The 13538-nt window shown below is 65.2% G+C and carries 10 protein-coding genes; 5 read left to right on the top strand and 5 right to left on the bottom strand.

Going from position 1 to position 13538, the window contains the following annotated elements; translation table 11 throughout:
- Nucleotides 1-22 precede the first annotated feature (22 nt).
- Entirely contained in the window at nucleotides 23-2335 is a 2313-nt protein-coding gene (locus FJ425_RS29780) for a glucose/quinate/shikimate family membrane-bound PQQ-dependent dehydrogenase (RefSeq protein ID WP_140727746.1), read from the top strand.
- Between the two features lie 19 nt (nucleotides 2336-2354).
- On the opposite strand, the gene FJ425_RS29785 is transcribed toward FJ425_RS29780, so the two are convergent.
- Complete coding sequence (locus FJ425_RS29785) at nucleotides 2355-2792, bottom strand: hypothetical protein (protein WP_140727748.1); 438 nt, start codon at nucleotides 2790-2792, stop codon at nucleotides 2355-2357.
- A 240-nt stretch (nucleotides 2793-3032) separates the two neighbouring features.
- Here FJ425_RS29785 and FJ425_RS29790 point away from each other — a divergent pair, with 240 nt between their 5' ends.
- Nucleotides 3033-3935, top strand: a complete 903-nt coding sequence (locus FJ425_RS29790) for a dienelactone hydrolase family protein (protein WP_140727750.1) — start codon at nucleotides 3033-3035, stop codon at nucleotides 3933-3935.
- 388 nt (nucleotides 3936-4323) lie between these two features.
- Here FJ425_RS29790 and FJ425_RS29795 read toward each other — a convergent pair whose 3' ends face one another.
- Entirely contained in the window at nucleotides 4324-5250 is a 927-nt protein-coding gene (locus FJ425_RS29795; protein WP_181176110.1) for a DMT family transporter, read from the bottom strand.
- Between the two features lie 88 nt (nucleotides 5251-5338).
- Here FJ425_RS29795 and FJ425_RS29800 point away from each other — a divergent pair, with 88 nt between their 5' ends.
- Nucleotides 5339-5815, top strand: a complete 477-nt coding sequence (locus FJ425_RS29800; RefSeq protein WP_140727752.1) for an Lrp/AsnC family transcriptional regulator — start codon at nucleotides 5339-5341, stop codon at nucleotides 5813-5815.
- Between the two features lie 60 nt (nucleotides 5816-5875).
- Here the strand turns inward: FJ425_RS29800 and FJ425_RS29805 are convergent, their stop codons facing one another.
- Both FJ425_RS29805 and FJ425_RS29810 read right to left on the bottom strand, forming a co-directional pair.
- Nucleotides 5876-6073 carry a hypothetical protein gene (locus tag FJ425_RS29805; RefSeq protein ID WP_140626853.1) on the bottom strand — a complete coding sequence of 66 codons (198 nt, stop codon included), beginning with the start codon at nucleotides 6071-6073 and terminating at the stop codon, nucleotides 5876-5878.
- A 145-nt stretch (nucleotides 6074-6218) separates the two neighbouring features.
- Entirely contained in the window at nucleotides 6219-6704 is a 486-nt protein-coding gene (locus FJ425_RS29810) for a thioesterase family protein (RefSeq protein ID WP_140727754.1), read from the bottom strand.
- A 155-nt stretch (nucleotides 6705-6859) separates the two neighbouring features.
- Here FJ425_RS29810 and FJ425_RS29815 point away from each other — a divergent pair, with 155 nt between their 5' ends.
- Nucleotides 6860-8275, top strand: a complete 1416-nt coding sequence (locus FJ425_RS29815) for an FAD-linked oxidase C-terminal domain-containing protein (protein ID WP_140727755.1) — start codon at nucleotides 6860-6862, stop codon at nucleotides 8273-8275.
- Between the two features lie 15 nt (nucleotides 8276-8290).
- Here FJ425_RS29815 and FJ425_RS29820 read toward each other — a convergent pair whose 3' ends face one another.
- Nucleotides 8291-9259, bottom strand: coding sequence for a Dyp-type peroxidase (locus FJ425_RS29820; protein WP_140727757.1), 969 nt, complete (start codon nucleotides 9257-9259; stop codon nucleotides 8291-8293).
- 195 nt (nucleotides 9260-9454) lie between these two features.
- Between FJ425_RS29820 and FJ425_RS29825 the strand changes: the two genes are divergently transcribed.
- The gene (locus tag FJ425_RS29825; protein WP_140727759.1) at nucleotides 9455-13381 is read left to right on the top strand and encodes an AsmA-like C-terminal region-containing protein; all 3927 of its coding nucleotides are present in this window, start codon (nucleotides 9455-9457) and stop codon (nucleotides 13379-13381) included.
- Nucleotides 13382-13538: the final 157 nt, after the last annotated feature.

Below are 13538 nucleotides of genomic sequence, written 5' to 3' on the forward strand. Positions count from 1 at the left end.
CAACAGTCGAAGGAGCACCGTCTTGGCTGTCACCATCACCTCCCTCGTCCTCTTCCTCATCGGTCTCATTCTCGGCGGCGGCGGCATCTGGCTCATCGCGCTGGGCGGCAGTTGGTACTACCTGGTCGCCGGCCTGGTCTTCCTGATCACCGCCTGGCTGCTGTTCAGGCGCCGGTCGACCTCGCTCTGGCTCTACGCGCTGTTCGTACTGGCCACGCTATCCTGGGCGGTCTGGGAAATCGGCTTCGACTGGTGGCAGCTCGGCCCGCGCGGCGGCGTCATCGTGCTCATCGCCCTGTGGCTGCTGACGCCGTGGGCAAGGCGGGGCTTGCTCGGGCCGGACGGACGCGCGCCGCTGATCCTGGCCGTGCTCGCCTCGCTCGCGGTCGCCGGTTATTCGATGACCGCCGATCCCATGGATATCGGCGGCACGCTGGGCACCGAAAAGGCGGCGACGGCCGCCAATCTCGGCGGCGACATGCCGGCGGGCGAGTGGCAGTTCTACGGCCGCACGCCCTTCGGCCAGCGCTATTCGCCGCTCGACCAGATCACGCCTGACAATGTCGCCAAGCTGCAGCCGGCCTGGACCTATCGCACCGGCGACGTGAAAGGCCCCGACGATATCGGCGAGACGACCTATCAGGTGACGCCGCTGAAGATCGGCGACGCGCTCTTCATCTGCACGCCGCATAATTTCGCCATCGCCATCGATGCCGCGAGCGGCAAGGAGAAGTGGCGCTACGACCCGAAGATCAAGCTCGACCCCAACCGCCAGCACCAGACCTGCCGCGGCGTGTCCTATTATGCCGACGCCAAGATCGCCGCCGGCCAGCCTTGCGCCGCACGCATCTACCTGCCGACCTCCGACGCCCGGCTGATCGCGCTCGACGCCGCGAACGGGCAGGTGTGTCCGTCCTTCGCCGACGGCGGCACGCTCAACCTGATGGCCAACATGCCCTATCCGAAGTCGGGCTATTACTATTCGACATCGGCGCCACTGATCGTCGCCGGAAAGATCATCGTCGGCGGCGCGGTCAACGACAATTACTCGACCGAGGAGCCGTCGGGCGTCATCCGCGCCTTCGACGTCAACACCGGCGCGCTGCTGTGGAACTGGGATTCCGGCAATCCGGATGTGGCGACGCCGCTGCCCGCCGGGCAGACCTACACCCACAACTCGCCCAACATGTGGTCGACCGCGAGCGCCGACGAGAAGCTCGGGCTGATCTACGTGCCGCTCGGCAACCAGACGCCGGACCAGCTCGGCATGGGCCGCGGCGCCAATGTCGAGAAGTTCTCCTCCTCGATCACCGCGCTCGACCTCAACACCGGGCAATTGCGCTGGGTACGGCAGACCGTGCATCACGATCTGTGGGACATGGACGTGCCGGCGCAGCCGTCGCTGGTCGACATCACCACGGCGAGCGGCGTGGTGCCGGCGCTGGTCGGACCGACCAAGCAGGGCGATCTCTACGTGCTCGACCGGCGCACCGGCGAGCCGATCATTCCGGTGAAGGACGTGCCGGCGCCCGGCGGCGCGATCGAGGGCGATCATGCCTCGCCGACGCAGCCGGCCTCGGACCTGTCCTTCAATCCCAAGCCGCTGACCGGCGCCGACATGTGGGGCATCACCATGTTCGACCAGCTGGCGTGCCGGATCGAATTGAAGAAGCTGCGCTATGAGGGCCGCTACACGCCGCCCTCGCTTCAGGGCTCGCTGATCTACCCCGGTAATTTCGGCGTCTTCAACTGGGGCGGCGTCGCGGTCGATCCGGTGCGGCAGGTGATGTTCGGCATGCCGACCTATCTCGCCTTCACCTCGAAGCTCATCCCCCGCGCGGACGTGCCGCCGCCGGGCGACACCAAGGGCAGCGAGCAGGGGCTGAACCGCAACGAGGGCGCGCCTTACGCGGTGGTGATGGGACCGTTCCTGTCGCCGCTCGGCATTCCCTGCCAGGCGCCGCCCTGGGGCTATGTCGCCGGCGTCGATCTCAAGACGGGAAACATCGCCTACAAGCACCGCAACGGCACTGTCTACGACATGACGCCGCTGCCTTTGCCGCTCAAGGTCGGTGTTCCCGGCATAGGCGGGCCGATGATCACGGCTGGCGGCGTCGCTTTTCTGGGCGCCGCGGTCGACGATTATCTTCGGGCCTACGACCTCACCACCGGCAGGCAGCTCTGGCGGGCGAGGCTGCCGGCGGGCGGCCAGTCGACGCCGATGACCTATACGGTGGCCGACGGCCGCCAGTTCGTCGTCATCGTCGCCGGCGGGCACGGCTCGGTCGGCACGAAGCCGGGCGATTACGTGATGGCCTACACGCTGCCAAAATAGGACAGGGCGGTGTCAGGCCTCAAAGCCCGAGATGACCGCGCAAGCTGGGCACCTGGTCCAGCACCTGATTGGTCAGCTCGGGGCCGGCGGCAACCTCGGCCTGCTTGATCAAGGTCTCGCCGGCCTGACGGATTTGCGCCATGTCGAGGCCGGACGCCTTGAGCGTGGCGATGCCGTTGATCAGCGCGCCGGCCTTTTCGCCCAGCACGCCGCCAAGCGCGCCCTGCAGCGACGACAGAAGTCCGCCGCCCGAATTGGCCGTCGCGCCGGCGGCCATCACGTCATATTTCTGGGCCAACGCACCGGCGCCGGGGATCTGGTCGAAGAAGGACGAAACGCTGGTGCCTTCAGCCTCATGCTCGAGCACGGAAAAAATGGTGCCGACAACCTTCTCGGTGGTCGGCTCGTCGAGGCCGGCCTTCGAGGAAACGGTGTTGATGATATCCTGGATGTTCATGGCATTCCCCTTTTTCGTCATTCGTATCGGTGAGGCCGATCCGGCAACTTCACGTCCTAATGTGACAGCACCATCAAGCCTTTCGGAAATGACCAAAATGTGATGAATCAGCCGGGCTTGTCGGCGGAGCGACGGGTCGGCACCAGACCTCTACAGGGGTCGTCACCGGGGCACGACTGGATCGTGCGATTCTCGACCCTATCTTGCGGATCGAACTGCCAATCGTCGTCGAGGACAGCCATGACCGAACCCGTTGCCAAGCCCGCCATCACGCAGCCCCTGATCACTCAGGCCATGATCGACGCCTATGACGAATACACGCATCTGACGCTCGACCGCCGCCGCTTCATGGAGCAGTTGACGAAGCTGGCGGGCTCTGGTGCCGCGGCGGCCGCGATCGCGCCGATGCTGGCGGCCAATTCCGCCCAGGCGGCGATCGTCGCCGAGGACGACAGCCGCGTTAAGGGCGAGGACATCACCTATCCCGGCTCAAGCGGCGAGATGAAGGGCTATCTGGTCAAGCCCGCGAACCAGTCAGGCAAGCTCGGCTGCGTCATCGTCGTCCACGAGAACCGGGGGCTGAACCCGCATATTCGCGATGTCGCCCGGCGTGTGGCGCTGGAGGGATTCATCGCATTGGCGCCGGACTTCCTGTCGCCGCTTGGCGGAACGCCCTCCGACGAGGACAAGGCCCGCGACATGTTCACCAAGCTCGACGTGGCCAGAGTCGCCGCCGACGGCGTTGCGACGATCGCCTATCTCAAGGGCCTCAAGGATGGCAACGGCAAGGTCGGGGCGGTCGGCTTCTGCTGGGGCGGAGGCGCGGTGAACCAACTCGCCGTCCATGCGCCCGATCTCAGCGCCGCCGTCGCCTATTACGGCATGCAGCCCAAGGCCGAGGACGCTCAAAAGATCAAGGCGCCGCTGCTGCTGCACTATGCCGGGTTGGACGAACGCACCAATGCCGGCATCGACGCCTATAAGAAGGCGCTCGACGCCGCCCATGTCGAATACAAGGTGTATGTCTATGAGGGCGCCAACCACGCCTTCAACAACGACACCTCGGCCGCGCGGTATGACAAAAAGGCCGCCGACCTCGCTTGGGGCCGGACCATCGCTTTCCTGAAGGAGAAGCTGGCCTAGCCGAGCGGTCCAGAGCAATTCCAGGAAGAGTGACAAACGGCGACCTTTCAAAATCCCTGTGTCGGAGAACCAGGGCGTTTCACTGTTTCACGGAAACGGCGCCGGGAATTGGTTGAAGCCGCCCCAACCTCGTCATTCTATGGCGGAGCAAGGAGCGCAGCGACGCGGCGCAGACCATAGAATCCATTCCGTGACTTGGAAGCGCCGCCACGGTGCAGAATTCTGCTCCGTTGCACGCCTTGGCGAAAGTAACGGAATGGATTCCAAGGAGCTTCGCTCCTGCTCCGCCCTGGAATGACGATCGCGATGGGCGTTTCGGCCAATCTCCGAGGCGTGCCACCTGCCAACGCAAACAGATCCGACTGGTCAAAATCCCTGCGCAGTGCCACTAGGCGTTTGCCGCCGGCTTGTGGAAGGCCACCCCTGTGATCACCAGCGAAATGCCGATGCAGTCGGTAACGCTCGGTACCTGGCGCAGCACGATGACGCCGATCAGTGTCGCGGTGAGCGGCAGGAGCGAGAGCATCAATGCGAAGCTCGCGCGCGGCAGCCTCGCCATGGCGAGCTGGTCGCAGATGTAGGGGATCACCGAGGAGCAGATGCCGACGCCGATCGCGGCGCCGAGCAGTTGCGGCGACGCGAAGGCGGGCATCGCCTCGCGAAAGCCGATGGGCAACACGATAAGGAAAGCGACCGCCATGGCGGCGCCGAGGCCGGCGATGCCGATGCCTGCCTGGGCGACGCGGTGACCGATCACGATGTAGCCGACGAACAGGGCGCCGTTCAAAAAGGCCCAGAACAAGCCGACCGGATCGCTGGACCATTTCACGTCGATGAGAAGCAAGGTGCCGACAACGGCAATGGCGAGCGCGGCAAAGTTGCGCCGGCTGCGCAGGCCAACCAGCGCGACCGCGATCGTGCCGACGAATTCGATCGCCGCCACCAGCGAGATCGGCAACCGGTCGAGCGCCAGATAGAACGAGCAGTTCATCACCGCCAGGCAGATGCCGAAGGCCAGCAACAGAAGTCGTTGAGCGCGATCGGCGCGGGCGAAAACGCGCCAGGGCCTGGTCAGTGGAGCAAAGACGAGGGCGGCGGTGGCGATGCGCGCCCAGGCCATGCCGAGCACGCCGATCTGAGCGAAAAGCAGCACGGCGAAGGCCGGCCCCAGATAATGGAACACGGCGCTGACGCAGAACCAGACATGCGGCGGCAACGCGTTGGCCATTCCAGCAAGCATGGTGGGGCCGGCGAGGGCGGCGTGCGCATCGGCGGCCGCCAGGTTTGCAGCAGGAATTTGCGTTTGCGTTTTCATGCGAGCATTATCGCAGGCGAAACTCGCGGATTACATGTGTGATGAATGGCTCGATTGACGCTTTGCTTTCTGATGGGAGAGGTTTGGCTTGAAAAACCTTCGAAGTGAAAATGTCGATCTGGACGCGATCGACCTGAAGCTCCTGCGGCTCCTGGAAAAGGACGCGCGCATCAGCACTGCGGAACTGGCGCGTGCGGTCGGGCTGTCGGCGCCGAGCGTGGCGGAGCGCATCCGCAAGCTGCAGGATAACGGCGTGATCGAGGCGTATACGGTCAAGATCAATCCGGCCGCTCTCGGCATGAAGCTGTCCGCATGGCTCAGAATCAGGCCGGTGCCGGGACAGCTTTCCGTGGTGGCGGACATCATCCGCGAGCTGCCAGAAATCGCGCAATGCGACCGCGTGACCGGCGAGGACTGCTTCGTCGCGCTCGCCCATGTCGGCTCAGTGAGCGAGCTCGAGCGGGTGATCGACCGGATCATTCCCTATGCGATGACCAACACCGCGATCATCCAGTCGTCACCGGTCGAGCCGCGCTCGCCGCTGTGCGGGTTCAAGCGGCCATGATTCGGCGGTTATGACTCGGCAGCTATGACTGGTCAGGGAGGATGAGGCAGCGACGATGAATCAAGCGTGGCCGCGCTTCATGCGCGCCTGCTTTAGAATCACGCGCCAGCGGATCATGTCGAACGGGATGGGTTCGTTGTTGTTGGCGATGTGGAAGATCTCATTGTTGACGTTCTTCAGCGATCGCCAGAAATCATAGTCGGTGATGCGTGGATCGGCCGCCAAGCGCTCCACTTCGACGTTGATGTCGGTTTTCATGCACTATCCTCGCACCGCATTCCGCCAGCCGCCCCCGCGCAAACCCGGTACGGCGGTTTTCGAACGCGCCAGTGAGTCGTTCAACGGACTCAACCGACTTGTTCACGTTAAAACCTTGGTAAGGTTAACGCGAGCGTCCGGCTTTTCAAGCGCTCTTGCGCTTGATGCCGATCGAGCGGCCGGCGCGCTCCGGCATCGGTAACGCTGCATGGGCGGCGCGCATCGCCTCGACCTGGGCCATCACGTCGGCAGGGAAGGGAGCGACCTTCGGTCCTTCCATGTCGACATGCAACGACAGCGATTCGGACGTGGCGGCAAGCCAGCCGTCGACGTGGCGGATTTCCTGGTAGGCACGCAGGCGCTTCTCGTCATGGTCGATCAGCTGGAACGAGACATTGACCTTGTGGTCGAGGTGCAACTCCTGCACGTAGCAGACATGAACTTCGGCCGTGTAGATGGTAAGGCGTCGCTCCTTGGCGTAGTTCGGCCCCATGCCCATCAGCTCGAACGCCTGGTCCGAGCAGCGGTCGAACAGGACGTTGTAGTAGGCCATGTTGAGATGGCCGTTATAATCGATCCATTCCTTCTCGATCGCCATTGGGCCGGAAATGATCGGTGCGGGGATCGTCATTTTGGTTTTCCTCGATGGTCGCTGGACGGGGCGGATGGAAGATTACGACGTAGTCGCCACAAGCCTAATCGCTTGGCACTTTTCCTAGGATTGCTTTAGGCATCATTCATAGCTGCACTAAAAGCGTGGCCACTGGTCCATTCGCGGAGGAATTCATGGCTTTGAGCGACCTCAACCCCGTCGAACGCAACGAGGAAGGCATCGCCGCGGTGCTCGGCATCCTCAAGCAGCGCTTCGGCGAGCGCTTCCAGACCGGCGAGGCGATACGCGGCCAGCACGCGCACACCACCACCTATATCCCGACCCAGGCGCCGGACGGCGTGGCTTTCGTCGAGACGGCTGCGGACGTGCAGGAGATCGTGCGCGCCTGCGCCGTCCACCGCGTGCCGGTCATCGCCTTCGGCGTCGGTTCTTCGCTGGAGGGCCACACCAATGCGCCGGGCGGCGGCATTTCCATCGATACGTCGCGCATGAACCGGATCCTGGCCGTCAACCCGCAGGACCTCGACTGCACAGTCGAGCCCGGCGTGACGCGCGAGGACCTCAACCGGCATCTGCGCGACACCGGCCTGTTCTTTCCGATCGATCCGGGCGCCAACGCCTCGCTCGGCGGCATGGCGGCGACCAGGGCCTCCGGCACCAACGCGGTGCGCTACGGCACCATGCGCGAAAACGTGCTGTCGCTGACCGCCGTCATGGCCGACGGCGAGACGGTGACGACCGGCAAGCGGGCGAAGAAAAGCTCGGCCGGCTACGACCTGACGCGGCTTCTGGTCGGGTCGGAAGGCACGCTCGGCGTCATCACCTCGCTGACGCTGAGGCTGCAGGGCATTCCGCAGGCGATCTCCGGCGGCGTCTGCCCGTTTCCGAGCCTCGAGGCGGCCTGCAACACGGTGATCGCGACCATCCAGATGGGCATTCCGGTGGCGCGTATCGAGCTGGTCAACGCGCTGCAGATGCGGGCGATGAAAAACTATTCCAAGCTCGACTATCCGGAGAGCCCGTGCCTGTTCGTCGAGTTCCATGGCAGCGACGCGGGCGTCGCCGAACAGGCCGAAACGTTCGGCATGATCGCCGAGGAGCAGGGTGGCGGGCCGTTCCTGTGGACCAGCGTCGCTGAGGAGCGGACAAAGCTCTGGAAGGCGCGGCACGACGCCTATTGGTCGTCGCTGACGCTGCGCCCCGGCGCCAAGGGGCTTTCGACCGACGTCTGCGTGCCGATCTCGCGGCTTGCCGAATGCGTCACGGAGACCGAGGCCGACATTGCCGAGATGGGGCTTGTCGCGCCGATCGTCGGCCACGCCGGCGACGGCAATTTCCACGTGCTGGTGCTGATGGATGTCGACAATCCGGACGAGATCGCGCTTGCCGAGAAATTCGTCTCCAGGCTCAACATGCGCGCGATCGCCATGGAAGGCACCTGCACCGGCGAGCACGGCATCGGCCAGGGCAAGGTCGGCTTCCTGCGCCACGAACTCGGCCATGGCGTCGATGTCATGCGCACCATCAAGCAGGCGCTCGATCCGCTGAACATCATGAATCCCGGCAAGATCCTGCCGGCGGCGGGCTGATCCGCAGGCCGGCGGCTATTCGCCCATGCCGTCGGCCAGCTTCTGCAGCATCGGCCGTGTCGGCGCGAAGAAGGTCGTGCCGGTATGCAGGGTGGAGAAATCGAGCAGCCGGTCGTAGGCGCCGGGCGGCTCGCCGACATACATGCGCTGCAGCATCTTCTCGATCACCCACAGATAGCGGGTGTAGCCGATGAAATAGGTGCCGAACTCGTTCTGCCCCGGGCGGCCGAACGGCATGTTGTCGCGCAGGATGTCGTATTCGTTGCCGGCGTCGTCCTCGATGGTGGCCAGCGACTTGTGCGATTTACGCGGCTTGTCGTCGTCATCGATCTCGATGTTGTCGATCTTGGTGCGGCCGATGATCTCTTCCTGGACATGCGTTGGCGTCTCTTTCCAGGCTGCCATGTTGTGCAGGTACTTCTGCACGACGACATAGCTGCCGCCGGCAAAGTCGCCGTCCTCGTCGCCGATCAAAGCAGAGGCGGGCAGGTCGAGGCCGGTCGGATTTGCTGTGCCGTCGACAAAGCCCAGGAGGTCGCGCGCATCGAAATAGCGGAAGCCGGACACCTCGTCGGCGACGGTCACGCTGCCGGCCAGGCGGTCCAGCAGGATGCGCTCGAACTCGAAGCACATGTCGGGCCGCTCGGCGCGGATGTGGAAGAGCAGATCGCCCGGCGTCGAGGGCGCCGAATGCGCCGAGCCCTCGATCGGCGCGAAGGGTTTCAGCTCGCGCGGCCGGCGGCCGGGCGACAGACGGTTCCAGAGCGCGGCGCCGATGCCGGCGATGCAGGACAGGCGTCCCGACAAGTCGCGGAAGCCGACATTCTTGACGAGATCGTCGAGCTCGCCCAGCACCGAAGCGACATTCGAAAGCGCGGCCTCGTCGCTGCCGACTGTCACAACAAGGAAAATCGCGGCCAGCGACAGCGGAGCGTCCACGCTCTGCGCGTCGATGGGCACTCTGTCCCAGTTCTTGCCTGACATCGGGAACGCTCCGAGTTGGGTTCGGATTTAGGGCGGTCACGAACGTGACCGGAAGGGCGGGAATCTGCAAAAGAGATATCGCGACCGCGAGCCGTCGCGCAACTGGAGACGTTGGCCGTTGCCGCGCGTTGAATTGCCTCTTTATCGACACGCGGATGCGGGTAGAGTGCGGCTGAGTTTCAACCCGGGAAACAGATGCTCGCCCGCCTGTTCGTGATCTTCGGTGGCCTGTTCGTGCTGGTGCTGTGCGCGGCGCTGGTGGTGCCGTATTTCATCGACTGGACGGGTTACCGGGGCGATTTCGAGCGCGAGGCGAGCGCCGTCCTCGGTCGCAAGGTGGCGGTGAGGGGTGACGCGACGGCGCGGCTGTTGCCGTTTCCGTCGGTGACCTTCTCGAATGTCGAGGTCGCGGGCGGGCCGGAAGGCCAGCCGGCGATGACGGTCGAGACCTTCTCCATGGACGCGGAGCTCGCGCCGTTCCTGCGCGGCGAGGTGCTGATCTTCGACATGCGGCTGGTACACCCGAAAGCCGTCATCAATATCGCCGGCGACGGCACCGTCGACTGGACGCTCCGGCCCTCGGCTCCCTTCGATCCGGGCCAGATCGCGATCGAGAAGCTGTCGGTGACCGAAGGGCAGATCGAACTGCGCCATGCCGCCGGCGGGCGCAGCCACCTGATCTCGGAGATCAACACGACGATTTCGGCCAAGGCGCTCACCGGCCCATGGCACATGGACGGAACGCTGCGCTTCGACGGCCTGCGAGCCGACGTCTCGGCTTCCACCGGCAAGGTGGAGCCGGACGGCCAGATGCGGCTCCGGCTGAAAGCGGACCCCGATGCCTATCCGCTGATCGTCGAAGCCGACGGCAATGCCGGCATCGTCAAGGGCGCCGCGGTCTATTCCGGCCAGTTCAAGATTTCGGGTGACGACAGGAATTCGGCCGAGCTGCGCGGCAACGGGGGCGAACCGGTCAAGGTCAGCACCGGCAAGCCCGACCCGGGCTTCCGGCTGAACGGCAAGTTCGCGATCGACCACCAGAAGCTCAATTTCGACGAGTTCCGCTTCGAGACCGGGCCGCTCGACAATCCCTATACCGCCGACGGCAAGGCATCGGTCGATCTCGGCCTGAAGCCGCATTTCTTGGTCGAGGCCAGCGGGGCGCAGGTGCAGTTCGACGAGGCCGTCGGCGGGGCCGCCGGTGCCGGCTTCACTCTCGACCAGCGCATTGCGGCGTTCGAGCGGACGCTGCAGCACATGCCGAAGCCGACCATACCGGGCAAGGTCGAGGTCAGGCTGCCGGCGGTGGTGGCGGGCGACACGACGGTGCGCGACGTGCGGCTGTCGGCCGAGCCGGCCGAAGGGGGCTGGTCGGTCAAGTCGCTTGCCGCGACGCTGCCGGGCCGTACAACGCTCGAGGCCGACGGCATGTTGAGCCTCGAAGACCATTTCGGCTTCACCGGCTCGTTGCTGCTGGCCGTCGGGCAGCCTTCCGGCTTTGCCGCCTGGCTGTCGAAGGATGTCGACGAGGCCATCCGCCGGCTGCCGGCGGCAGGCTTCAAGGCCAAGGTCGATCTCAGCGAGAACCGGCAGTCGTTCAGCGATCTCGAACTCATCCTCGGCAAGGCGAAATTTTCGGGCGGCATCGATTCCAGCCAGCCGGACGGCGCCAGGCCATCGGTGCTGATGCGGCTGACGGGCGGCGAGATGGATCTGGACGGGCTCGCGGCGTTCGCCTCGATCTTCATCAGCGACAAGGGCGCCAACCGTTTTTCGGATCGCGATCTCGATTTCCAGATCAAGGCGGGTCCGGTCAGCGCTGCCGGACTCAGCGCCGACACCGTCGACACGGCGCTGCGGCTGCGCGAGGGCCTGCTCGAGATCGACCGGCTTTCGATCGGCGGCCTGGCCGGCGCCTCGATCAGCGCCACGGGCCGGGTCAAGGATTTCCCGCAGAGCCCGACCGGCAAGCTCAATGCTTCCGTGGTGGCGGTGGACCTCAAGCCGCTGATCGACGTCGCGGCCCAGCATTATCCCGACAATGGCGTGCTCAAAGGCCTGGCCAGCCGTGCGGCGGCCTATCCGGAACTGTTCCAGGACGTGCGCATCGATCTCTTGACCAGCGCCGCCGACAATGGCGACGGCACCACGGGCCTGGCGCTCTCGGCCCAGGGCAAGGCCGGCGGCTCGGCCTTTTCGGCTTCGCTTTCCGGCAGGGGAACCGTGGGCAAGCTCTCCGAGGCGCCGGTGGCGATCACCTTCAACGCCCACAACGACAATGCCACCACGCTGCTTGCGCTTTACGGCCTGCCGGCGTTGCCGCTAGGCATGCTCGGCCACGCCAACACCGACGTCTCGGCGAAGGGCTCGGTCGCCGGCGGTCTCGCGACAAGCTTCAACCTGACGGCCGATGATTTCAGGGCAAGCTTCGACGGAACAGTCGCCTCGACGGCGCAAGGCCCCACCGCCAAGGGCAAGGTCAATCTCGACGCCGCCGATATCGAGCCGTGGCTGATGACGACGGGGGTAGGCCTGCCCGGCATGGGAACGGGGACGTCGACATCGCTGGCGGCCGATGCCGATTTCGGCAATGGGCTTCTGGTGCTGAGCGGTCTCACCGGCTCGATCGACAAGGCGGCGATGTCCGGCGACGTCAACATCGACGCCAAGGATGGTCTGCCGCATCTTGCCGGGGCGCTGGCGCTCGACGAGCTCGACCTCGATCCGCTGGCGGTCTCCCTGTTCGGCGACCAGTCCTTCGATGCCGCCAAGGGCGGCTGGCCGACGACGCCGTTCAGCCAGGAGTCGACCCTGCCGTTCAACGCCGACCTCGATCTCAACACCTCGGCGCTCGCCATCGGGCCCTTCGCGACGGCGCATGACGCTTCATTCTCGCTGAAGCTCGACCGCGAAGGCATCCATGTCTCCGACCTCAAGGCGAAGCTCCATGGCGGCGAACTGACCGGCCTGTTCGACCTGAAGAACACGGAGGGCACCGGCCTGTTCTCCGGCCAGATGAGGTTGGCCGGCAGCGATCTTTCCGCAGTCCTGCCAGGCGCCGGCATCGGCGGCAGCGGCGATCTTTCGGCGGCGTTGTCGACCAGCGGCAAATCGATCGACGCCATGATCGCCGCCCTGTCCGGTTCCGGCACCGCGGCGTTGAAGGGATTGAAGGTGGACGGTATCAATCCGGACGGCTTTGGCGCCATCATCGCCAAGGCCGATGCGATCGGACGCGATATCGACACGGCCAAGACCGCAGAGTTCGCGCCGCAGATCGCAGGCGAAGGCAGCTTCGCCGCTGGCAACACCGATGTGGCCTTCACCATCGCCAATGGGACACTGCGCGTGCCGCCGATTAGCCTCGACAATCCCGGCGCGACCTTGTCCGCCGACGTGACTGCCGATCTCAACACGAGCACCGTCACGGCAAAGGGGACGCTGACCTATCGTCCCGGCGACGAGGCACTCGTCGGTTCCGAGCCGGCCGTCAATTTCAGCCTGGCCGGTCCGCTCGGGGCCGCGCCCCAGTTCGACAGCGGTCCGCTGGCGCAGTTCCTGACGCAGCGCGCGCTGGAGAAGGAACAGCAGCGGGTCGAGGCGATGCAGGCGGCGCTGCTCGAAAAGCAGCGGCTGCGGCGCGAGGTGCGCTATTACGCCTCGCTGCAGACGGAGCGCGACAAGACGGCCGAGGAGTTGCGCCGGCAAGAGGAAGAGGCGCGGCAGAAGGCCGAGGCGGAAGCCAAGGCAAGAGCTGAAGCGGAAGCGCAGGCACAGGCAGAAGCCGAGGCAAAAGCCAAGGCGGATGAAGAGGCCAGGGCCAAGGCGGAGGCCGACGCCAAGGCGCAGGCCGAAGCGGACGCCAAGGCCAAGGCCGATGCACAGGCGAAGGCCGAGGCCGAGCAGCGGGCCGCGGACGAGGCGGCCAAGGCACAGGCCGAAGCCGATCGCAAGAAGGCGGAGCAGGCGAAGCTGGACGCAGCGCGCAAGGCGGCCGAGCAAACGCGCAAGGTCGACGGGTCGCTGCCGGGCGTCAACGACGGTTCGGCGCCGGCGCCGGCGAAACCGAAGGCCAACCCTTTCACGATCGACAATCTGTTGAAGTCGCTCGACGGCGGCTGAGCTTTACGCTGCGGGGGCGGGACCAGTTCCGCGGCACACGGATTTGACCGGTCGGCTCTGTTTTCGTTGTCAGGTGGCATGCGTTGGAGATTGGCCGAAAACGCCATCGCGATCGTCATTCCAGGGCGGAGCAGGAGCGAAGCTCCGTCGCGAAGAC

The organism is Mesorhizobium sp. B2-7-2, assembly GCF_006440775.1.
Classification (GTDB): domain Bacteria; phylum Pseudomonadota; class Alphaproteobacteria; order Rhizobiales; family Rhizobiaceae; genus Mesorhizobium.